At 33.7% G+C, this 24,324-nt stretch carries 14 protein-coding genes; all 14 read left to right on the top strand.

Annotated features, from left to right (window positions below):
• Positions 1-391: 391 nt before the first annotated feature.
• The 14 genes from C8C87_RS12955 (at position 392) to ruvA (ending at position 24,300) form a co-directional block, all read left to right on the top strand.
• Positions 392-3,361: a SusC/RagA family TonB-linked outer membrane protein gene (locus C8C87_RS12955; protein ID WP_233206861.1), complete on the top strand. Its 2,970-nt coding sequence runs from the start codon at positions 392-394 to the stop codon at positions 3,359-3,361.
• An 11-nt stretch (positions 3,362-3,372) separates the two neighbouring features.
• Positions 3,373-4,956, top strand: coding sequence for a RagB/SusD family nutrient uptake outer membrane protein (locus tag C8C87_RS12950; protein WP_121342873.1), 1,584 nt, complete (start codon positions 3,373-3,375; stop codon positions 4,954-4,956).
• Between the two features lie 159 nt (positions 4,957-5,115).
• The gene (locus C8C87_RS12945; protein ID WP_121342872.1) at positions 5,116-8,433 is read left to right on the top strand and encodes a VCBS repeat-containing protein; all 3,318 of its coding nucleotides are present in this window, start codon (positions 5,116-5,118) and stop codon (positions 8,431-8,433) included.
• Positions 8,426-11,686 (top strand): VCBS repeat-containing protein, encoded by a 3,261-nt coding sequence (locus C8C87_RS12940; RefSeq protein ID WP_121342871.1) that lies wholly within the window; start codon positions 8,426-8,428, stop codon positions 11,684-11,686. The genes C8C87_RS12945 and C8C87_RS12940 overlap by 8 nt, the downstream gene beginning before the upstream one ends.
• A 34-nt stretch (positions 11,687-11,720) precedes the next feature.
• Positions 11,721-13,076 (top strand): vanadium-dependent haloperoxidase, encoded by a 1,356-nt coding sequence (locus C8C87_RS12935; protein ID WP_121343374.1) that lies wholly within the window; start codon positions 11,721-11,723, stop codon positions 13,074-13,076.
• The gene (locus C8C87_RS12930; protein ID WP_121342870.1) at positions 13,076-13,993 is read left to right on the top strand and encodes a hypothetical protein; all 918 of its coding nucleotides are present in this window, start codon (positions 13,076-13,078) and stop codon (positions 13,991-13,993) included. Before C8C87_RS12935 ends, C8C87_RS12930 begins: the two co-directional genes overlap by 1 nt.
• A 134-nt stretch (positions 13,994-14,127) precedes the next feature.
• The gene (locus C8C87_RS12925; protein WP_121342869.1) at positions 14,128-15,429 is read left to right on the top strand and encodes an MFS transporter; all 1,302 of its coding nucleotides are present in this window, start codon (positions 14,128-14,130) and stop codon (positions 15,427-15,429) included.
• A gap of 1 nt (position 15,430) precedes the next feature.
• Positions 15,431-16,609, top strand: coding sequence for a glycoside hydrolase 100 family protein (locus C8C87_RS12920; RefSeq protein ID WP_121342868.1), 1,179 nt, complete (start codon positions 15,431-15,433; stop codon positions 16,607-16,609).
• Entirely contained in the window at positions 16,610-17,548 is a 939-nt protein-coding gene (locus tag C8C87_RS12915; protein WP_121342867.1) for a carbohydrate kinase family protein, read from the top strand.
• 42 nt (positions 17,549-17,590) lie between these two features.
• Complete coding sequence (locus C8C87_RS12910; RefSeq protein WP_121342866.1) at positions 17,591-18,817, top strand: sugar MFS transporter; 1,227 nt, start codon at positions 17,591-17,593, stop codon at positions 18,815-18,817.
• A complete protein-coding gene (locus C8C87_RS12905) occupies positions 18,814-20,679 on the top strand; it encodes a trehalase family glycosidase (protein ID WP_121342865.1) in 1,866 nt (621 codons plus the stop codon). Before C8C87_RS12910 ends, C8C87_RS12905 begins: the two co-directional genes overlap by 4 nt.
• A 70-nt stretch (positions 20,680-20,749) precedes the next feature.
• Complete coding sequence (locus tag C8C87_RS12900) at positions 20,750-21,175, top strand: CBS domain-containing protein (protein WP_099714312.1); 426 nt, start codon at positions 20,750-20,752, stop codon at positions 21,173-21,175.
• A gap of 159 nt (positions 21,176-21,334) precedes the next feature.
• Positions 21,335-23,623: an NADP-dependent malic enzyme gene (locus C8C87_RS12895; RefSeq protein ID WP_099714313.1), complete on the top strand. Its 2,289-nt coding sequence runs from the start codon at positions 21,335-21,337 to the stop codon at positions 23,621-23,623.
• Positions 23,624-23,718: 95 nt separating this feature from the next.
• Entirely contained in the window at positions 23,719-24,300 is a 582-nt protein-coding gene (ruvA, locus tag C8C87_RS12890; RefSeq protein WP_099714314.1) for a Holliday junction branch migration protein RuvA, read from the top strand.
• Positions 24,301-24,324: the final 24 nt, after the last annotated feature.

The following is a 24,324-nucleotide window of genomic DNA, read 5'->3' as shown; positions in this document are numbered from 1 at the left end:
AGCAGATGTGGTTTTTTTAGCCAAATGTTTTGAGGTATATTTATTTAACCAAATTCAGATTGTTGATTTATAGCAAAAAATGACATTGCTTTAAATAATTCGCAATGTTCTTTCTTAATAGACGTTTTTTTTGATTAAAACGCAATGATTTTTCGATGTAAAAGCGAAAATAATACAAGAATGATTTTTTTAGTACCTTTTTTTTATGTTTATTATAATTTTAGTATTAATTTTTTAAAGGATTAATTTTAAAATCGAAAACGTTTTCGGCACAACGAAAACGTTATAGTTTAGTAAAATCTTAATATTATCATAAATTTATAATTATGTTTGAACTTAATATTTAAAACAAACCATTAAAACAAATTATTAACCAACTTATTTATTACGTATGAAAAATAGTCTAATTAAAGGCTTGATGGTGTTTCTAACGATGCTGTGTACAAGTTTGACATATTCGCAAGATGTGTCTGGAACTGTATCTGATGCTAGCGGTCCGCTTCCAGGGGCTTCTATCTTAGTAAAAGGAACAACAAATGGAGCGCAAACTGATTTCGATGGAAAATTTACTATCAAGAATGTTGGCTCAAACGCAGTTTTAGTTTTTAGTTACATTGGTCTTAAAACTCAAGAGGTAAATGTAGCAGGAAAAAGCACAGTTAATGTAGTGTTAAAAGAAGACTCAGCTGAATTAAAAGAAGTTGTAGTTATAGGCTACGGTTCAGTTAGAAAGAAAGATGCAACTGGTGCAGTTGATCAAATTGGTGCAAAAGATTTTGATAATGTATCTTCTCCTTCGCCTGCTCAATTATTGAGAGGTAAAGTTGCAGGTGTTCAAGTTACACAATCTAGTGGTGAGCCAGGTGCTGGTGTTGCTATTAGAGTTCGTGGTAACTCATCTATTCGTTCAGGAAACGGACCATTAATCGTTATTGATGGTGTGCCTTTGGATGGTGGAAATGTTTCTGGTGGAGGAGCTGATTTATTAGGTACTTCATCTGCAAGAAACCCATTAAACTTTATCAATCAAAATGATATCGAAAGTATGTCTGTGTTGAAAGATGCTTCATCTACGGCTATCTATGGTTCTCGTGGAGCTAATGGTGTTATTGTGATTACTACTAAAAAAGGTAAATCTAAAGAACCACAATTAACATATAGTACTTCATTTCAATTTAGTAAATTGTCAGGTAAACTGGATGTAATGACTGGTGATCAATTTGCAGAAGCAGGTGGAGATGATAAAGGATCAAGATCTTACAACTGGAAAGATGCAGTTTTAAGAAGTGGATTCTCAATGAATCATGATTTATCTTTTAGTAAAACTACAGAAAATTCAAATACAAGAATATCTTTTGGAGCATCTAATACAGATGGAATTGTTAAAAACACAGGTTTAGACAAATACAGCGCATCATTTTATAACTCTAATGACTTTTTTGGAGGAGCTGTAAAAGTAGAGTCAAGAATTATTTATGCTTCTTTGAAAGATCAAGCGACTCTTTTGTCTAATAATGCAGGTTTTATTGGTAACGTAATTGGTACTGCTTTATATTGGAACCCAACTTTGCCAATTTATAATGCTAATGGTTCATACAATGTAGTAGGAGATGATTATTTAAATCCAGTACAATTATTAAATTCATATACAGATTATACGAATACTAATAAATTATTAGGAAGTATCAATACTACATGGAAAATCAATAGTAAATTGAAATATCAATTCTTATTTGGTGTTGAGAGTTCTACTTCTAGCAGAAAAAGCCAGTTGTTGCCAACTATGGAAATTTCTGGAGCGGCATTTCAAGCAACAGTTCCTGGTTCAAGCGAAGTTAAATTTGGTACAGCTTTTATCAATAATCAAAATAAGTTTAATAAAACGTTTGAACATACGTTGAATTATAATAATGATTTTGGTGATAACTTTAATTTAGACGCGTTAGTTGGTTATTCTTATTATGATTATACTGCCGATGGAAATTTTGCAAGTGGTAAAGGATATGATGTTAACCAAACTAATTTGATTGATAACATTGAAGGAGGTCTTCAAAATGAGTACAGAGTATCTTCTTATAGAAACAGAGTGGAATTACAATCTTATTTTGGTAGAGTAAATGCTACTTTATTTAAAAAATTGATTCTTACTGCTACATTGAGATCTGATGGATCAACAAAATTAGGTATTAATAACAAATACGATTATTTTCCTTCTGCAGGTATAGCTTACAAAGTTATAGAAGATAAAGAAGGTTTATTGAATAGCTTCAAAATTAGAGGGAATTATGGTATCACAGGAAACCAGGAATTTGCGCCAAACTCTGCAATTGCTAGAGCTTCTTATGGTAACAATGGTAATTTAAATGTTGATACAAACTCTAACGCTGATTTGAAATGGGAAACTACTAAATCATATGGTGTAGGAGCTGATTTTGAATTGATCAATAATAGATTAACAGGTTCGTTAGATTATTTCCAAAGAGATACTAAGGATTTAATTTTCCCGGTACCGGCAGCTGCAACTCAGCCTGGACCACCATCTCCACGTTTTAAAAACTTACCTGGAAACTTAATCAATAAAGGTGTTGAGGTATCTTTGAACTATAAAGTAATTGACACTGAAGATTTAACTTGGGATGTTTCAGGGAATGCATCATTCTTAAGTAATGAAGTTAAAAACTTCGCTGGTTTTATCTCTACAGGTGGATTGAATGGTCAAGGGTTAACAGATGCTTATGCTCAGGTAATTACAAACAATCAACCAGCATATACTTATTATTTGTATGAGTGGAGAGGATATGATGCAACAGGTAATTCAATTTATGCTGATGCAGCAGGTAATGATACAGGTTTAGGAACTGCAGCTAAAAAATTATTGGACAAACAACCTTTGCCAAAAATAAATGTTGGTTTTACTACTAATGTAGCTTACAAAGGATTTGACGCAAGTGCTTCTTTCTATGGTGCTTTTGGTCACTACATTTATAATAACACAACAAATGCTTATTTCTTTAAAGGAGCTTTCCTAGGAGGTAGAAATACAACTTTAGAAGCTGCAACTTCTCCTCAAGCACAAGGAGATCCGAACTCTCCATCTACTAAGTATTTAGAAAAAGGAGATTTCTTGAGAATGGGTAATCTAACGTTTGGTTATACTGTAAATTCTTTAGAAAGATTTAGAATTAAATCGGCTCGTTTCTTTGTAAATGCATCTAATTTATTTATTATTACTAGTTATTCAGGATCTGACCCAGAGGTTGATACTGATAAATCATTAAACGGAGTGCCTTCGGCGGGGATGGAGTATTTATCTTATCCTAGAGATAAAAGTGTATCAGTTGGACTTAACGTAACATTTTAATTAAAAAAACAATGAAAAGAATAAATATTATAAAAAGCATCTTGTTTACTAGTACTATTATTCTAGGAGTAAGTTGTACTAATCTAGATGAGGAAGTATTAGATGGTGTAGTCATTAGCAGTACTGGAGGTTCAACAGTTAATTCTGCTTCATTATTGGTTAGTGCTTATGAAGGATTAAGAGGTTTTCAAGATCAAGATAAAATGTTTGCCTTAGATGAAATGTCTACGGATGCATTAGTTGGACCTACAAGAGGTGGTGACTGGGATGATAATGCTAAATGGAGACAATTACATACGCATACTTGGGCGCCAGATAATATTGAGATTAGAAATGCTTGGAACTCATTATTGTCACAAGTTTACAATTGTAACTTGGTTATAGAAAATGGTACTGCTACGCAAATATCTCAAGCTCGTTTTTTGAGAGCGTTTTACTATTATAATGTAATTGATTTATATGGTCAGGCACCTTACAGAGAAGCTGGTAGCTCTCTGGAAGCAGATCCTAAAGTTTGGACAAGACAAGAAGCTACAGCTTTTGTTATTAGCGAACTTGAAGCAATTATAGGAAGCTTGCCTGCTCGTGTTGCTGGCGATGCCAGTATTGTTAATGTAGATGCAGCTCACTTTTTATTGGCTAAATTATACTTGAACAAAGGGGTTTTTAATGCTGCTGATGCTGCGGGACCTTATACTTTTGAAGCTGCTGATATGACTAAAGTTGTTACTCATGTAGATGCAATTAATAGTTCTTTAGCAACTGATTATTGGGATAATTTCAAACCAACAAATAATACATCTCCAGAAATTCTTTTCTCTTCTAAAAATATTAGAGGTGGTCAAGGTGGAGGTATTCAATCAAGATGGAGAATGGGTATGCATTACCAACAGACACCTGATGGTTGGAATGGTTTTGCAACTGTAGCTGAATACTACAATAAGTTTAATCCTAATGATAGACGTATTAAAAATTCAGATCAATATATTATTGACGCTTTTGGTAATAATGTTGGATTTCAAGTAGGTCAAATGAAAAATGGTAAAAACCGTGATGAATTTGGTAGAGATAAAGATGCGAGTGGAGCATTATACACTAACATACCAGCTGGTACTGTAAATTTAAAGGATAGAAAAGGTAATCCTTTAGTGTTTACTGCAGCCTTGACATTGATTACTGGAGGTGCTACACTTGAAACTGCAGGGATCAGAAGTCAAAAATACATTCCGGATGAAGCTAATGTTGGTACTCCTGAAAATGATTATGCGTTGATGCGTTATTCAGATGCGTTATTGATGAAAGCAGAAGCAATTCTAAGAGGTGGTACTGGAGTTAATGACTTAACAAAATTTGCTCAATTAGTATCTAGAACTAATGTAGCAGGTACAGTTCCAACTACTTTAGATGCTATATACACAGAAAGAGGTAAAGAATTATGGTATGAAGGATGGAGAAGAAATGATATGATTCGTTTTGGAAAATTCTTGGAAGCTAGAGAGTTGAAACCTTATGTGTCTGATAATAGATATGTGTTATTCCCAATTCCAGCGGATGCTTTATTCAATGCAAATTTGAAACAAAATCCAGGTTACTAAAAAAATGTTTACAATTAATTATTTTTTGAGTTAGCTATAAAGAGGGTATTTATTACCCTCTTTATTTTATATCTATTTTATTCTTTTTTATTATCAATATTATATAAATTAGGCAATTCTAATCAACTGAAATTACCTAACTAAATTCTACAATATAATATGTCAAATCGTTTTGTCTTATTACCACTTATTATTCTCTTTTTTTCCAATTGTTCCAAAGAAAATTCAGAAAATAAAGACGCCTTATTCTCCAAGTTAGATGCTTCACAAACCGGAATTAATTTTCTAAATGAAGTTAAAAATGGCGCAGACATGAACATATTCAAATACAGAAATTTTTACAATGGTGGCGGTGTAGCTATTGGAGACATCAATAACGATGGTCTTTCCGATGTATATTTTACTTCAAATCTAGGAACGAACAAACTGTACTTAAATAAAGCAAATTTTAAATTCGAGGATATTTCTAAAAAAGCGGGTGTTGAAGGAACCAAAACCTGGTCTACGGGTGTTGTAATGGTTGATTTGAATGCCGATGGTTTACTCGATATTTATGTGTGTAACGCAGGAAATAGTTTGGGTGATAAACAAAAAAACGAACTTTTTATTAATAACGGCAATAATACTTTTACTGAAAAAGCAGCCGAATACAATCTAGCTGACACAGGAATTACTACGCATGCTGCTTTTTTTGATTATGATAAAGATGGTGATTTAGATGTTTATATTCTAAATAACAGTTTTATACCGGTAAGCAGTCTTAATTATTCTAACAAAAGAGACTTAAGGGATAAAGATTGGGATGTCGCTGAAATTTTAAAAGGAGGTGGTGACAAGTTGTTGCGCAATGACAACGGAAAATTCGTTGATGTAAGTGAGAAATCAGGAATCTATGGTAGTTTGATAGGCTTTGGCCTTGGAGTTACGGTAGGAGATGTAAATGGAGATTTGTATCCGGATATTTATATTTCGAATGATTTTTATGAAAGAGATTATTTATACATAAATAATAAAAACGGAACCTTTACCGAACAAATTCAGGGATGGACATCACACATTAGTCAATCTTCAATGGGAGCTGACATGGCCGATGTAAACAATGACGGGAAAGCCGATATTTTTGTAACGGATATGTTACCGGAACCGGACGAACGCTTAAAAACGACTACAAATTTTGAAAACTATGATTTATTTACAAGGAAAGTAAATCTGGATTTCTACTATCAATACATGCAAAATACGTTGCAAATAAACAATGGCGACAATCAATTTCTTGAAATAGCAAATCATGCAGGCGTTGCCAAAACCGATTGGAGTTGGGGAGCTTTATTATTTGATATGGATAATGATGGTTACAAAGATATTTATGTTTGTAACGGAATTTATAACGATTTAACCAATCAAGATTTTGTTGATTTTTTTGCCAATGAGTTCATGCAAAAAATGGTGGTTACAGGTAAAAAAGAAGAAATTCAGACTATTATCAGTAAAATGCCAAGCACGCCGATACCAAATTACGCCTTCAAGAATAATAAAAACCTGACCTTTAGCAATGAAGCTATGAAATGGGGATTAGATACTCCAAGTTTTTCTAACGGTGCCGCTTATGGAGATTTAGATAATGATGGAGATTTAGATTTGATTGTCAATAATGTCAATATGGAATCTTTCGTATATCGAAATAATTCAGAGAAAAACAAGAAAAATCATTACGTTAAAGTAAAACTAAAAGGAGATAATCAAAACAAATTTGGTGTTGGGAGTGTTGTTGAGTTATTCTCTGGTAAAGAAATTCTTAGACAAGAATTAATTCCTTCCAGAGGTTTTCAATCGTCTATTGATTATGTAATGACTTTTGGAATTGGAACCAAAAAAATTGATTCATTGAAAGTGATTTGGCCAAATGGTAAATCTGAGACGATTAAAAAAATTGCCAATAATTGTACTTTAAATTTGAATATTACAAATGCCAAAGTAGATTATGTTACTAAAAATGACAAGCCAAAACCATTGTTTGCTGAAAAGAAAAATCAATTTTTAACACACAAAGAAAATAATTATGTCGATTTTGATCATGAAGGTTTAATTTCTAAAATGCTTTCTCAAGAAGGACCGTCATTAGCAGTTGCTGATATTAACGGTGATGGGAATGAGGATGTTTTTATTGGCGGAGCCAAAGGGCAAGCCGGTAAAATATATTTAAATAAAGGGAATGGTAATTATTCAGTTACAGACCAAAAAGACTTAGAGACAGATGCTATTTTTGAAGATACTGCTGCCAGTTTTTTTGATGCTGATAATGATGGAGACATCGATTTATTAGTGGGTTCCGGTGGAAATGAAAAAGCGGATCAGGCGAATTATAAAAACCGTCTGTATTTGAATAACGGAAAAGGAGTTTTTGTGAAAAGCAAAACCAACATGCCAACAACTAACAATAATGTTTCGGTAATCGCTTCAAATGATTTTGATAATGATGGCGATACCGACGTATTTATAGGAAGTCGAAGCGTTCCAGGTGTTTATGGAATTGATCCTAAGCATTTGTTATTGGAAAACGACGGAAAAGGAAACTTTACAAACGTAACAGATAAAAAAGCATTCAAAATTAACTCGGTTGGAATGATAACCGATGCAATTTGGGAAGATATTGATAACGATTCCAAAAAAGATTTAATTTTAGTCGGGGATTGGACAGCGCCAATGATTTTCAAAAATAATGGACGCCGATTGGTGGAATATAAATCTAATCTTACTGGGTATCTTGGTTTCTGGAATGCTGTTAGCTGTGTTGACTTGAACAATGACGGTAAAAAAGATTTGATTTTAGGTAATAAAGGAACAAATACAAACTACAAAGCAACCAATACAAATCCGATGAAATTGTTTACCAATGATTTTGATAATAATGGAACCATTGAACAAATAGCAACCAGATCAATTGAAGGTAGAGATTTACCAATAAATCTAAAACAGGAATTGGCCAAACAGATTCCTTCGATTAAGAAGAAAAATTTAAGCTATGCGGATTATTCTAAGAAAACATTTCAGGAATTATTTGCTAAAGAAGTAGTCGATAATTCGATTCAGAAGACAGTAAATATTCAAGAAAGTGTAATTGCAATCAACAAAGGAAATGGTAAGTTTGAGATAAAAGCGCTTCCAAAAGAAGTTCAGTTTTCTTGTGTAAACACCATTAGTACTATAGATGTGAATAATGATGGAATTTTGGATTTAATCTTGGGTGGAAATCAATACGAGTTCAAACCACAATTCTCCAGATTGGATGCTAATTATGGCAGCATACTTTTAGGAAGCAAAAACGGAACTTTTTCATGGTTGCCTTATAATAAATCAGGTTTCTTCATAAAAGGGGAAGTAAAACAGGTTAAAATAATAAAAGATAAAAATAAAACGGTTTCAATTATAGCTGTTGTAAATGATAATACCCCTAAAATATTTAGACGCCATGAATAATTTTTTCAGACTAGGACTGGCTTCATTGCTATTTATTGGTTGTTCCAAAAAAGAGGGGCAATTATTTGAGAAATTGTCTTCAGAGGAAAGCAATATTACATTCAATAACCAATTATTAGAATCCAAAAACATTTCCATTTTAGATTACCTCTATTATTATAATGGTGGAGGCGTTTCCCTCGGCGATATCAATAATGACGGTTTGGTAGATATTTATTTCACTTCCAATCAAGGAAAAAATAAATTGTATTTGAATAAAGGGAAAAATAAATTTGAAGATATTTCAGTAAAAGCTGGTGTAGAAAGTCAAAGTGACTGGAATGCCGGGACTGTTATGGCTGATGTAAATGGAGATGGATATCTTGATATTTATGTTTGTGCAGTTGTTGGAATTAATGGCTTTGAAGGTCAAAACGAATTATTCATCAACAACAAGGACAACACATTTACTGAAAGTGCAGCAGAATACGGATTAGATCTTGATAATTACAGTTCTTCAGCAGCATTTTTTGATTATGATTTGGATGGGGATTTAGACATGTATTTATTGAATCATGCCGTTCACTCTGAATTATCTTTCGGAAATGCTGCTATTAGGACTAAAAGAAGTTATGAATGTGGGGATAAGTTATTTCGCAATGATAGTGGGAAATTTGTTGACGTAAGTGAGCAGGCAGGAATTTTTGGCGGTGCCAATGGTTACGGTTTAGGACTGGCGGTTTCTGATTTTAACTTAGATGGTTATCCAGATATTTATGTGGGGAATGATTTTCACGAAGATGATTACTATTATATAAATAATGGTGATGGAACTTTTACGGAAAGTTTAAAACAATATTTTGGACACACAAGTCGTTTTTCAATGGGAGTTGATGTTGCCGATGTTAATCATGATGGCTTTCCTGATATTCTGAGCTTAGATATGCTTCCAGAAGACGAAAAGGTGTTGAAATCATCATTGGGTGATGACAATACTCAAATGATAAAAATGAGAACCGAAAAACTAGGCTATCATTATCAGTACTCCAGAAATACGTTGCAATTAAATCAAGCTGGAGGTCATTTTACAGAAACTGCTTTATTGAGTGGTGTAGCAGCAACTGATTGGAGTTGGAGTACTTTATTTGGGGATTATGATCAAGACGGAGAACAAGATATTTTTGTTAGTAACGGAATTCCAAAACGTCCGAACGATTTAGATTACGTGAAATATTATTCAAATGATCAAATAAAAAACAAAATTAGTACGACAAAGTTATTGGATAAAGAAGCGCTGAAGAGAATGCCAAAGGGAAATGTGACAAATTATGTTTTTCAAGGTGCAGCTGATTTACAGTTTAAAAACCGTTCAAGTGATTGGATAGAAAATGATTCTATAATTTCAAATGGTAGTGGCTATGCAGATATTGATAATGACGGAGATTTAGATGTAATTACCAATAATACCAATGCAATTGCATCCCTTTATATCAATAAAACGGATACCAAATCAAACTATTTAAAATTGAAACTGCGGTTTACAGGAAAAAATACTTTTGGGATTGGAGCCAAAGTAATTTCTTATTCCAAAGGAAAAAAACAATTTAAGGAACTACAGACTACCAGAGGATTTCAGTCTTCATCAGAACCAATTATCCATTTTGGTTATGGAAAAACAACTAAGGTAGATTCGTTAGTGGTGATTTGGCCGGATAAAACATACCAAACAGTAAAGAATGTTAAAACATGTCAAACGCTTACCATAAAAGCCAATCAGAACAGAAAAGCTTTTGATTATAAAAAATTGCATCCGGGTGTTCTGCCAATTTTCAAAAAACTGGAAACAGGTTTAGGGATTGATTTTATACATCAGGAAAATGATTTTATTGATATTTTGTCCCAAAAATTAATTCCATATCAACGTTCCGATCGTGGAGCAGCAACGGCAGTTGGAGATTTAAATGGAGATGGAAAAGAGGATATTTTCTTTGGTGGTTCCAAAGGTAAAAAAGCATCAATTTATTTTCAAAATGCTTCCGGATTTTCTAAAAAGGGATTTGCTGCAATCGAAAAAGATTCTATTTTTGAAGATGCTTCAGTTGTCATAGGCGATTTCAATAATGATAAAACAAATGATTTGTATGTAGCTTCGGGTGGAGGTGAAAATGCATCTAATTTGCAAGACCGTTTGTATATAAATAAAAACAATCAGTTTCTAAATGCAGTTTTGCCTAAGCTGGCTCAAAATGCATCGGTTGTAAAGGCTTTTGATTATGATAAAGATGGTGATTTAGATGTTTTTGTGGGTAATAATTCAATCAATAATAGATTTGGAAGCATGCCGGATTGCTATTTATTGAACAACAATAAAGGAACATTCACTATTGTTCAAAATAAGACTTTTGAGAAAATCGGAATGGTTACAGATGCTGTTTTTACGGATTTTAACAAAGACGGAAAAACAGATTTAATTGTAGTTGGCGAATGGATGAAGCCTACTTTTTTTGCCAATAAAAACGGTAAATTCACGGATGTAACAGCAACAGTTTTTCCAGAAAAAAGCAATGGATTATGGCAATCAGTACTTTCTTTTGATATAGATCATGATGGTGATGAAGATTACTTGGTAGGAAACTGGGGAATGAATTCTAAATTTAAAGCTTCGCAGGATTTTCCAATGAAAATGTATTATGATGATTTTGATACTAACGGATCTTTTGAAACGATTGTGGCAATAGAAAAGAAAGGACAATATTATACTACATTAGGTCTGGATGAACTTGCAGAACAGTTCAGCGGGATGCTAAAAAAGAAATTCAACAGTTACAAATCCTTTGCGGGTAAAACATTAGTTGAAATTTTTGATCCAAAAATGTTGGAAAAAGGAACTTTGTTTGAAGTTCACAATCTGAAGTCAGGTTATTTGAGAAATGATAAAGGAAAGTTTACTTTTGTTCCTTTTTCGAATAAAATGCAAGTGGCACCCATTACAAGTTTTCTGAAATCTAATTTTGATTCAGATGCGAAAGAGGAGGTTTTTGCAGCAGGGAATTACTTTGGGGTTTCACCCTATCACAGTAGGTTTGACGGATTTTCTGGAGCTTTGATTAAGAATGATAAAACTATCTTTTTAGGCAATCAAATAGGAATTGATTTGACGCAAAAGGCAGTTAGGCACTTGGATATTGTCAATTTCAATGGAAAGAAATATATGTTGATTACTATCAATAATAAAAAAGCAGAATTGTATGAAATGCCTTCAGCTAAAAAATAATTTAATGACAAATAAAATAATTAAACCCAATAACATGAACTCTAAAATTTATCTTTTAGGACTTGTAATGCTTTTTTTTACTTCATGTAAAAAAGACACTCCTATTAAAGTGACTACAGATGATTTTTGTGCTGCAGTTGATACGGTAACAGGAATTATGGTCCATGATATATTTTCGCCTCCTGTAGCCAGTAGAATTTATGTTTATCCAAATGTTGCTGCTTATGAGATTATGGCTCAAAACAACACTAAATATGAAAGTTTACAAGGTCAGTTAAAAGGATTAGATTCTATTCCTAAACTTGATCCGAAAAGTGGAGTCAACAAAAATTTAGCAGCACTTATTGCCCATATTGAAGTGAGTAAACAATTGATTTTTTCTGAGGAAGCTCTAGAAAAATACAGAGATAGTTTGTATGAAAAATGGGGCTCCGAAAATCAAAAAGAATTTGATTTGTCTAAAGAATACGCTTTAAAAGTGGTGGACAGAATCAAAATGTGGATGGGAAAAGACAATTATAAGCAAACCCGAACTTTTTCTAAATTTTCAGTTCATGCAGATCAAGCTGGAAGATGGCAACCAACTCCGCCATCTTATATGGATGGTGTTGAACCGCATTGGGGAGAAATAAGGACTTTGGTTATGGATTCAGCATCTCAATTTAAACCCATTGCACCTTATCCTTTTTCTACGGATAAAAATTCTGCTTTTTATAAAGATGCAAAAGAAACTTATGATGTAGGAAATTTGATTTCTGAAAAATTAGTTGAAGTGGAGAAAAATTCAAGCAAACCAATTCCTGAAGAATCCGCTATAGCCTCCTTTTGGGATTGTAATCCGTATGCTACCGTAATACAAGGTCATATGATGTTTGCAAAAAAGAAAAATACACCAGACGCACACTGGATTAACATTACTAAAATAGCTTTAAAAAAATCTAAATCAGATTTTGAGACTACGGTTTTTGCTTATACTAAAACATCAATTGGAATTTTTGAGAGTTTTATCAGTTGCTGGGAAGAAAAGTACAGAAGTAATGTTGTGCGTCCTGAAACGTATATTAATCAAAATATAGATGAAAACTGGAGACCACAATTACAAACACCACCTTTTCCGGAATATGTAAGCGGACATTCTGTTGTTTCTTCGTGTTCAGCAATTATTCTAACCTCTATTTTTGGGGATAATTTTAGTTATATCGATGATTCAGAAGTTTCTTTTGGATTGCCTAAAAGACCTTTTAAATCATTTAAACAAGCTGCCGCAGAAGCTTCAATTAGTAGGCTTTACGGAGGGATTCACTACAGAGCCGCAATTGAAAATGGTGTTACACAAGGCAATAATATTGGAGGCTATATCAATAATAAATTAAAGATGATTAAAAAATAATGACTGTTAGAAAAAAAATTATAATTGGTTTTAGTGTTTTATTTTCATTGTTTTTAATTTGGTACCTCTTTATAAAGGAAGCAGATTATTCTATTTCGTTTAAAGTAAATGCAGCTACAGGGACTGTTTTTCAAGGGATTCAGGAATGGTCAAATGCTCAGGCTTTAAAGGAATCTGAAAGGTATGTAATTTTAGAAAAGAGAAATTTTGATTTCATCAAGCAAGAAATGAAAAAAGATGATGTCCAAATGGAATATAATTGGGACATTACGTATATAAATGATTCGGTGACAAAAATCAATGTTGGTATCAAGGATTTGAAGCATAGCTTGTATAATAAACTAACGGCGCCATTTTTTAATACGAAGTTCAAACAGGAGCAAATCAGAAAAATAACTGATTTCAAGAAAGGATTGGGCGAACATTTAAAAAATTTTAAAGTGAAAATTGAAGGTGAAGGTGTTTCAGAAGAGACATTTGTAGCATACATTAATCTGAAAAGTATTTTACAGGAAAAAGGGCAAACTATGATCGCAAACGATGCTATCATTACTGGTTTTTTATTTGAAAATAAAATAAAAATAAAAGGGCGACCTTACTTAGAGATTTTAAATTGGGATCTTGATAAAGAAACAATCGATTTTAATTATTGTTTTCCAGTTGACAAGCCCACAAATAGTGTTATAAATAATGTTGTAAAATTTAAAACTTTACCAGTAATAAAAGGGTTAAAAGCAACTTATTACGGCAATTTCAGGACTTCAGACAGAGCTTGGTTTGCCTTAATGGATTATGCAAAAAAGCACGATCTTAAATTGGAAAATAAAGTTTTGGAACATTTCTTATCGAATCCTTTTAATGGAGGAGAAGAGTTACAATGGGAAACTAAAATAATTATTCCTTTTACTTCAAAATAAAGAAGATTTTTTTAGGTGATTTAAATTATCGAAAACGTTTTCGGGTCTTCCGAAAACGTTTTTGTTTTTATTCTGTATTTAATTGGCAATTTTAAAATTAATTTTAGAAAAAATTAACAAATTAACCACCTAGAATGAATTTAAAAGTAAAATTGAGCTTTTGGCAAATAATCAATATGAATGTTGGTTTTTTTGGTATTCAATACAGCTTTGGCTTGCAACAAAGTGCCGTAAATCCGATATATGATTTTTTACATGCAAGTCCAGATCAAATCCCCATACTAAATCTTGCGGGACCTTTAACTGGTTTATTGATTCAACCTATTATTGGCGCGATGAGTGATAAAACGTGGCATCCAAGATGGGGAAGACGAAAACCCTACTTTTTTATTGGAGCTATAATTTGTAGCATCGCTTTATTTCTATTTCCATTTAGCAGTTCATTGTGGATGGCTGCTGGTTTGCTTTGGATTCTAGATGTTGGGAATAACACTGCTATGGAGCCGTATCGCGCATTTATTGCTGACACATTAGACGAAGAACAACAGCCCGTAGGTTTTCAGGCTCAAAGTTTTTTTACTGGTTTTGGACAGTTTTTAGCTTATATTTCTCTATTTCTATTTCCAATTGTTTTTGTTGGCTACACAGGATCGTTACCTACTTGGATTTACGCCTCCTTCTTTCTAGGAGCGGTACTTTCTGTAACTTCCATTTGGTGGAGTATGAGTAAAACTAAAGAAATCCCACCAACTGCAGAAGAAATAGCAATTTTAAAAGCTGAACCATTACAGATTTTTTCTCCTTTCATCGATATTTATAAAGCAGTTTTAGAAATGCCAACAGTGATGTGGCAACTATTTTTGGTTTATTTGTTTCAGTGGTATGCCATGATGTGTTATTGGCAAAACAATTCAAAAAGTATTGCATTGTCCGTATGGAATGTAACTCCAAAGAATGTAATGGGCTATGAAAAAGCCGTTGAGTGGAACGGATTAATCGGTGCTTTTGGATTTATAGTTACATTTTCTGTTGCTTTTTATTTGGCGAAATTAGCTAAAAAACATGGTGCGAAAATGATTCATTTTGTGTGCTTATTATTAGGAGCCGTTTCTTTTTTATGCTTTCCAATAGTCCAAAACCAATATGTATTTTTTGCTGTGATTATTGGCTACGGAATTGCTTGGGCAAGTATGATGGGCATTCCGTATTTGATGGTTGTTGCTGTAGTTCCAAAAGAAAGATATGGAGTTTATATGGGAATTATTAATATGATGATTGTTATTCCAATGATTATCCAAAACCTATCATTTGGTTACATTTTAAAAAACTTCTTAGATAACGATCCGCGTCAAGCTATCAGTTTTGCGGGTGTATTATTACTAATCAGTTCTTTTTGTGCCCTTTTGATTAAAAGTAAAAAAGTTTCAAGAGAGTAATATGAATAGTGATTTAAATTATACAAAAGCAATTGAGTTGCTTGAGAAAGTGTCCTCGTCAGAAGGGTTTTTAGCCAGTGCCCAAAATATTTCTAACTATAAAAGAGTTTGGGCTCGAGATGGTGTGATTTGTGGATTGGCAGCTTTGGCTTCAGGAGATGAAAAACTAATCGAAACATTCCGTAAAACATTAGAAACATTAGCTAATAATCAACATCAAAACGGGACTATTCCTTCAAATGTGATGACAAATGGTGATCAAGTTGAGGTTAGTTATGGCGGATTGGCAGGAAGAGTAGATGCGGTGACTTGGTTTATAATAGGGATTTGCCAATATGCTTATTATACAAAAGATATCACTTTCGTTGCAAAATATGATACTGAAATTGAAAAGTGTTTTGCGCTTTTGGAAGCTTGGGAATTTAACAATAAAGGGCTTTTATATGTTCCATTATCAGGAAATTGGGCGGATGAATATATCACTGATGGTTATGTTTTGTATGATCAATTACTCCGAATTTGGGCTTTAAAAAGTTACAACCATTTTGCACATGACGATTTGATTGCTGCCAAAATTGTTGCAATAACAAAGCAACTTGAAATTAATTTCACGCCGAATTCTGTTGGAGAGAAATACCACGAACGAGCGTATAATGAAGTAAATATTCAAAAATACATGCCGTGTTCATTTTCGCCGGCGGGATATAAAACACAGTTTGATGCTTTTGCAAATTCGCTCGCTTTGTATTTAAACATTGGTTCCGAAAGTTTTCAAAATACAATTTTAGAGTATTCAATTGCACTTAAAAACGAAATGAAATTGCAGCTGTTGCCTGCTTTTTGGCCACCAATAAAAGAAACCGATTTAGACTGGAATTTGCTTAAAAACAATTGCAAATACGAGTTTAGGAATTACCCAAATGAGTTTCATAACGGAGGAAGTTGGTCCATGGTCAATGGGTTTTATGGATTGGCTTTGCTTTCGAAAGAGAAAAATAAGGAAGCAGAGGAGCTTTTAACTGCAATAAATGACGCTAATGCTATTGAAAATTTCAGTTTCTACGAAAATTTCAACAGTGAAACCAAAGCCCCAAATGGCGTTCCTTTTTGCGCATGGAGTGGTGCTGCAACGGTGCTGTTACACCAAAGTTTACATACAAATTTTAAATTTTTAGTTTAATTGGAAAAGACAATAGACATAATATGTGCAGGCGAAGTGTTGATTGATTTTATTGGTCATGAAATGAATACGTCTATAAATAGAACCAAAGATTACCATCGTTTTCTGGGAGGTTCGCCAACAAATGTTGCCGTAAATGCAACGCGTTTGGGTCTGAAATCAGTATTAGTGGCCACTTGTGGGGAAGATGGTTTAGGCGAATATATTGTTAGGAAGTTAAAGGCAAATCATGTGATTACATCGCAAATTAGAAAATCAGAAACTCATCCGACGTCGGTGATATTTGTTTCAAAATCGACCAGTACACCTGATTTTATTCCTTATCGAGAAGCAGATTGTCAAATTGAGGAAAGTCAAATACCAAATGATTTACTGGAAAGCGCCAAAATTTTCCATACGACTTGTTTTGCTTTAAGCAAAAATCCAGCTCGGACAACTATTGTGGAAAGTGCCAAAAGAGCGAAAGTGTTAGGATTACAAACGAGTATTGATATTAATTTTTCGGAAAGAATCTGGCCAAACCGGGAAGAGGCGAAGCAGGTTTTGGAAGAGTATCTGTCGACTAATCCATTAGTGAAATTAAGCGAAGATGATTGTTACCGCCTTTTTGCAGAAGCAAAAACCGAAGATTTTATTTTTGACTATTTTCATGGTTTAGGAGCTTCAACCATTTGCTTGACAAAAGGAAAAGACGGCGTGGTTTTGTCGAATGTTGATTATGGAATGTTTCATCAAAAGGCATTGCCTGTGGAAGATATCAAAGATACAACTGGAGCCGGAGATGCTTTTTGGACGGGTTTTTTATACGCACAATTATTAGATAAAAACTTTGAAGAAACGATAACCATTGCACAAAAATTAGCAGTATTGAAACTTCAGAATGTAGGCAGATTGCCAGAAGGAATAGATATTCAAGAATATTTAAATACTGATTTATAATTCAAATTCAAATAATAATTCAACTCAAATAATAGGTAAAAGATGAAAAAAAGTACGGTTAAAATTGCCATGTATCTCAATTACTTTGTATTTGCGATTCTGCTGAACAGCGTAGGAATTGTGATACTAAAGGCACAAAAAAATTATGGTGTAGATGAATTGCAAGCCAGCGTTCTGGAAGCTTTCAAGGATTTGCCCATCGCCATAGTTTCGTTTTTAATCGCTTCATTTTTGCCAAGAATAGGATACAAGAGAGCCATGCTTATTGGTTTGGCTTTGGTTTCTCTGGCTTGCGTTAGTATGTATTTTGGGAATTCTTTCGGAACGGCAAAATTACTTTTTGCTACCGTTGGTGTTTCTTTTGCATTGATAAAAGTATCCGTGTATTCCCTTATTGGAACAATAACAGAGAATCAGCAGGAACACAATAGTTTGATGAGTAGTATTGAAGGTGTGTTTATGATAGGAATTGCATTAGCGTATTTCTTGTTTCCCGCTTTTAATTCAGATGCGAATCCAGATGCGAATCCAGATGCTTGGTTGAATGTATATTGGTTATTGGCTGCGATTTCGTTAGTCTCTTTTGGGTTTTTATTTTTTACCAAATTCGAAAATCAAACCGAAATTCCGGGCGTAGATTTAGCCGATGATTTCAAACAAATGTTCAAATTATTTGCAAAACTATTAACCATAGTTTTTGTAATCAGTGCGTTCCTATTTGTAATGATTGAGCAGGGAATTATGTCTTGGCTGCCTACTTTTAATAGTAAAGTGTTGCATCTACCGGAGAACATCAGCATTATGATGGCAAGTATTTTGGCTATTTCATTAGCTGTAGGACGTCTTTTAGCAGGTGTAATTACTAAAAGAGTCAATTGGATTTGGGTACTTAGTTTTTGTATTTTAGCAGCTATGCTTATTGTGGTTTTTGTACTTCCTAAAACGGTTGGATTGGATGTCAAAGAAATCAATTCGCTTGGAGATATTCCTTTAATAGGATTTGCTTTTCCATTGGTAGGACTTTTTATTGCGCCTATTTATCCGCTTTTAAATTCAGTGGTTTTAAGTGCTTTGCCTAAAAAACTGCACAGTTCGATGACTGGTTTAATTGTAGTTTTCTCTGCACTTGGCGGAACTTTGGGCTCCAGGGTTATTGGATATTTATTTAAAAACGAAGGTCCGGAAAACGCCTTTTATTATACTTTAATACCAATGTCGTTATTGCTTGTTTCTTTCTTTATTTTAAAAAAACTTACTGCTAAACAATGAAATTCTTACTGAACATAGACAAAGTATTCCAGGAACTATTGCTTCAAGAGGATACAGATAAGGACAAAAAAATTACTAAAGATGACAATGGCCCTAAAAAATTTGTTTTGGTTGACGAAACTACCAATCAGCAGGAAGCGATTGTCGGGACGTATCATTTGTCAAATTTATTACAGGAATTAGCCCAACTTAAGGACACAAATTCAGGAATGGGTGAAGTTGATTTGAGTCGCATTCAAGAGAATCCAGTACAACGAATTTCAAGAAAAATCAAAGATGATTATTGGGAGGAACTGACTCGGACTATTGATAAAAAAGGATTGACACAAATTATTGAAGACGAAAAGACCTCCAGTGATGTAGCTACGCTCTATGTTTCTGCTAAAGACAAACAGGGAGTTACTTATTTTCAGGAATTGGAAAAACAATTGCCAAATTTTAAAGTCGAAATTCTGCCAGAAAATTATTCGGTGGAATATGTGGAAACTTTAAATGAAAAACCAGGAATTCTGGCTTTGGCTTTGGAACAAAAAATATACAGTCTGCAAGGCGTTCCCTTTGTGGTTCCTGGCGGAAGATTCAACGAAATGTATGGTTGGGATAGTTATTTTATAGGTGTAGGCTTATTAATTGACAATCAATTAAACAAAGCAATTGCAATTGCTGAAAATTTTAAATACCAAATTATACATTACGGAAAAATTCTGAATGCGAATAGGAGTTATTATTTGACAAGAACGCAACCTCCGTTGTATTCCTCATTGTTAATAGAAATTGCCAAAAAGAAAATACCAAGTTTAGACTGGTTAAGAAGCCATTTGGAAACGGTTATTTTGGAATACAACACGGTTTGGATGGTTCAAGGAAACCGATTGACACCAACGGGTTTAAATCGATACAAAGCCGATGGAATTGGAATGCCATTTGAAGTGGAGCCGGGACATTTTGATGATGTTTTAGAACTGTATGCTAAAAAATATAATTTACCTATTCGAGAATTTGAAAAACAATATTTGCAGAGAACACTTGTCGATGCAGAATTGGATGTCTATTTTGTTCACGACCGAAGTATGAGAGAAAGTGGGCACGACACCACAAACCGACTCATTAATACGTGCGCCAATTTGAATTCAGTAGATGTCAACAGTTTTCTTTATAAATACGAAAAAGATGTCGCTTACCTAATTGCGACCTATTTCGGGAACAGTTTTCAAGTTGATGGTCTAGCTCATACTTCAGAAGAATGGGAGCAAAAAGCACTTTTTCGCAAAGATAAAATAAATGAATTGTGCTGGAACGAAAAAGCAAGCATGTATTTCGATTATGATTTTGTGAACCATGAACAGTTTCCATTTGAAGCTGCAACAACATTTTTTCCTTTGTGGGCTGGTTTGTGTGATGAAAATCAGGCTAAAAAATTAGTCGAGGTAGCCTTGCCACAATTTGTGAAAACAGGCGGAATTACGGGAAGTACTAAGGCGAGTATTGCTAATGCTCCAGAAGAAGCGCCGCAGCGACAATGGGATTATCCATTTGGTTGGGCACCGCACCAAATGTTGTTGTGGGAAGGATTGATTAACTATAATTATCTTGATAAAGCACAAGAAATGGTCTACCGATGGTTGTGGTTGATTACTAAAAATGCGGTGGATTATAATGGAACGATTCCGGAAAAATTTGATTTGGAAATAAGTTCTCATAAAGTTTTTGCCGAATATGGAAACGTAGGGACTGAATTTGATTACATCGCAAAAGAAGGTTTTGGCTGGGTGAATGCGTCCTATCAATATGGATTGCAAATTTTGAATGCGGAATTAAAAGAGAAATTAGGAGAACTGATTTCTCCCGATGACATATTTTAGTGCTGGAAAATATTTTTGTTATTTGAATGTATATTTTTTTTAACTTTATAATTCACTAAATGAATCAATTATGACAGTTAATCAAATTTTAAGCACTAAAGGAAAGGAAGTTTTTTCCATACTTTCCACTAACACTGTATACGAAGCATTGACAGTGATGAGCGAAAAAAACATTGGGGCAATTCTTATTATAGAAGATACTGTTCTCAAAGGGGTTTTGTCTGAAAGAGATTATGCTCGAAAAATTGTTTTGAAAGCAAAATCTTCAAAGAAAGCCTTTGTTCATGAAATCATGGAAACAGATGTGGTTACGGTAAGTCCATCGGATAATTTAGAGTACTGCATGGAATTAATGAGTACAAAAAGAGTTCGACATTTGCCAGTTCTGGAAAATGAAATTGTAATTGGGATTATCTCTATAAGTGACGTTGTAAAAGCCATAATCGAGATGCAAAAAGATACCATTCAACATTTAAACTCTTATATTACACAATAAAAACAATCAGAAAAGTTATAATTATAAAAAGCTGCCGGTAGTGCAGCTTTTTTTTTGGAATCAAAATACGCTTGTTTTTATACAAAAGAATGGGGGAAAAGTCCTCTTTTTTTAAATCAAGACCCCTATCTTTGTACGCTAGAATAAAATCTAAAAACAATGGACAAAAATAGCAAAAGAAGAGAAGCATTATTATACCACGCAAAGCCTACTCCTGGTAAAATTCAAGTAGTTCCCACTAAGAAATATGCAACACAAAGAGATTTATCTTTGGCATATTCTCCTGGTGTAGCTGAGCCGTGTTTAGAAATTGCCAAAGATGTAAACAACGTTTATAAATATACTGCAAAAGGAAATTTAGTTGCCGTAATCACAAATGGAACTGCAGTTTTAGGATTGGGTGACATTGGTCCCGAAGCATCAAAACCAGTAATGGAAGGGAAAGGATTGTTGTTTAAGATTTTTGCTGATATTGATGTATTTGACATCGAAATTGGAACAAAAGATATTGAAGAATTCATTCAAACGGTTAAAAATATAGCGCCAACTTTTGGTGGTATTAATTTGGAAGATATTAAAGCACCGGAATCTTTCGAAATTGAAAGACGATTGGTCGAAGAGTTGAATATTCCTGTAATGCACGATGATCAGCACGGTACTGCCATCATATCATCTGCGGCATTGTTGAACGCATTAGAATTAGCAGATAAAAATGCAGAAGATGTAAAAATGGTCGTTTCAGGAGCAGGTTCTGCTGCTTTGGCTTGTGCCGATTTGTACGTTTTATTAGGAGTAAAAGTGGAGAATATTTTAATGTTTAACAGTAAAGGAGTTTTGACAAAAGACAATCCTTCTTTGTCTCTTTTACAACAAAAATATGCCAAAGATATTAAACCAATGAGTCTTGAAGAAGCATTAGTTGGTGCAGATATCTTTTTAGGTCTTTCCACAGGAGGAATTATGTCTCCGCAAATGTTACTTGGAATGGCTGATAATCCTATCGTTTTTGCGATGGCAAATCCAGATCCGGAAATAGATTATAATTTGGCTATTGCAACCCGTAAAGATGTTATTATGGCAACAGGACGTTCTGATTTTCCTAATCAGGTGAATAACGTTCTTGGATTCCCTTATATTTTTAGAGGCGCATTAGATGTTCGTGCAACCAAGATAAATGAAGCCATGAAAATGGCAGCCGTTAAAGCATTGGCTTTATTGACTAAAGAATCAGTGCCTGAACAAGTAAATATTGCTTACGGAGCTACAAAATTAAACTTTGGAAGAGAATATATTATCCCAAAACCATTTGATCCGCGATTAATAACTATTGTTGCGCCTGCTGTTGCAAAAGCTGCTATGGACTCTGGTGTGGCGTTGAATCCTATTACGGATTGGAAAAAATACGAAGAAGAATTATTAGACCGTTTAGGGAATGATAATAAAATGGTTCGTTTGATTACAAACAGAGCTAAGATGGATCCTAAGAAAATTGTTTTTGCTGAAGCAGATCATTTAGATGTTCTTAAAGCAGCTCAAATTGTATTGGAAGAAGGTATCGGTTTTCCAATTTTATTAGGGAACAAAGAAATTATTTTAGAATTAAAAGAAGAAATTGGTTTTGATGCCGATGTTCAAATTATAGATCCTAAAATTAAAGAAGAGGAAGCGCGTAGAAATAAGTTTGCAAATACCTATTGGTCTTCCAGACAAAGACGCGGTATTTCCTTTTTAGACGCACAAAAATTAATGCGCGAAAGAAACTATTTTGCAGCAATGATGGTCAATGAAGGGGAAGCAGATGCTTTAGTTACAGGACATTCCAGAAGTTACCCATCTGTGGTGAAACCAATGTTGCAGCTTATTGAAAAAGCGCATGGAGCTTCAATTGTTGCTACTACAAATATGATGATGACGGCTCGTGGGCCAATGTTTTTATCGGATACTGCAATAAACATTAATCCATCTGCAGATGATTTAGCTAAAATTGCTATTATGACTGCAAAAACAGCTAAAATGTTTGGTGTTGAGCCAGTAATTGCAATGATATCATTTTCTAATTTTGGATCATCAACAAATGAAAGTGCAGGTAAAGTTAGAGAAGCGGTAGCTTATTTGCATAAAAATCATCCTGATATGATTATTGATGGTGAACTTCAAGCAGATTTTGCATTGAATCCTGAAATGTTAAAAGAAAAATTCCCTTTTTCTAAGTTGGCAGGAAAGAAAGTAAACACTTTGATTTTTCCTAATTTAGAATCAGCTAATATCACCTATAAATTATTGAAAGAATTGAATAAAGTAGACTCAATAGGACCTATCATGTTAGGAATGGGAAAACCAGTTCACATATTTCAATTAGGTGCAAGTGTTGAGGAAATGGTCAACATGGCGGCAATTGCGGTGATAGATGCGCAGGAAAAAGGAAAGAAAAAAGCAAATTTAATTTAGTTTAATAAGCTATAAATTATAAGCGAAGTTAAATTGATGAATATGATAAAATTATGTGCTAATTTTATTATATTTGGTGCTATATTTAAGAATTAATGATAGCACATTTACAAGGAAAATTAGTAGAGAAATCGCCCACGCATATAATTATTGATTGTGGAGGAGTTGGTTATCATGTAAATATTTCTTTACATACATATTCTTTGCTTCCAAATACGGATTTTATAAAAGTATATACGCATCTTCAAATAAAAGAGGATGCGCATACACTTTTTGGTTTTGTGGAAAAGTCAGAAAGAGAGATTTTCAAGATGTTATTATCAGTCTCCGGAATAGGGGCAAGTATAGCACGAACAATGCTTTCTTCATTAGACCCAAAACAAATTACGAATGCAATTGCATCTGGTGATGTGGTAACCATTCAATCTATAAAAGGGATAGGGAGCAAAACAGCGCAAAGAGTAATACTGGATTTGAAAGACAAAGTATTAAAATTGTATGATTTAGATGAAGTTTCTATGTCGCAAAGCAATACAAATCGAGATGAGGCGTTATCAGCTTTGGAAGTTTTGGGGTTTTTACGAAAATCTTCAGAAAGAGTGGTAGAAAAGATTGTCAAAGAAGACCCAGAGGCTTCTGTGGAATCAATCATCAAGAAAGCTTTAAAAAACCTATAGAGGTATTCAAGTAACACGAGTTGT

This window comes from Flavobacterium sp. 120 (assembly GCF_003633605.1).
GTDB lineage: Bacteria > Bacteroidota > Bacteroidia > Flavobacteriales > Flavobacteriaceae > Flavobacterium > Flavobacterium algoritolerans.
This window is presented reverse-complemented; position numbering and strand designations above follow the sequence as displayed.

Coding starts and splice junctions, on each gene's coding strand:
- C8C87_RS12910 (WP_121342866.1), top strand. CDS start 17,591: ATGAAAAAAAGTACGGTTAAAATTGCCATGTATCTCAATTACTTTGTA.
- C8C87_RS12935 (WP_121343374.1), top strand. CDS start 11,721: ATGAACTCTAAAATTTATCTTTTAGGACTTGTAATGCTTTTTTTTACT.
- C8C87_RS12905 (WP_121342865.1), top strand. CDS start 18,814: ATGAAATTCTTACTGAACATAGACAAAGTATTCCAGGAACTATTGCTT.
- C8C87_RS12930 (WP_121342870.1), top strand. CDS start 13,076: ATGACTGTTAGAAAAAAAATTATAATTGGTTTTAGTGTTTTATTTTCA.
- C8C87_RS12920 (WP_121342868.1), top strand. CDS start 15,431: ATGAATAGTGATTTAAATTATACAAAAGCAATTGAGTTGCTTGAGAAA.
- C8C87_RS12925 (WP_121342869.1), top strand. CDS start 14,128: ATGAATTTAAAAGTAAAATTGAGCTTTTGGCAAATAATCAATATGAAT.
- C8C87_RS12895 (WP_099714313.1), top strand. CDS start 21,335: ATGGACAAAAATAGCAAAAGAAGAGAAGCATTATTATACCACGCAAAG.
- C8C87_RS12900 (WP_099714312.1), top strand. CDS start 20,750: ATGACAGTTAATCAAATTTTAAGCACTAAAGGAAAGGAAGTTTTTTCC.
- ruvA (WP_099714314.1), top strand. CDS start 23,719: ATGATAGCACATTTACAAGGAAAATTAGTAGAGAAATCGCCCACGCAT.
- C8C87_RS12940 (WP_121342871.1), top strand. CDS start 8,426: ATGAATAATTTTTTCAGACTAGGACTGGCTTCATTGCTATTTATTGGT.
- C8C87_RS12955 (WP_233206861.1), top strand. CDS start 392: ATGAAAAATAGTCTAATTAAAGGCTTGATGGTGTTTCTAACGATGCTG.
- C8C87_RS12945 (WP_121342872.1), top strand. CDS start 5,116: ATGTCAAATCGTTTTGTCTTATTACCACTTATTATTCTCTTTTTTTCC.
- C8C87_RS12950 (WP_121342873.1), top strand. CDS start 3,373: ATGAAAAGAATAAATATTATAAAAAGCATCTTGTTTACTAGTACTATT.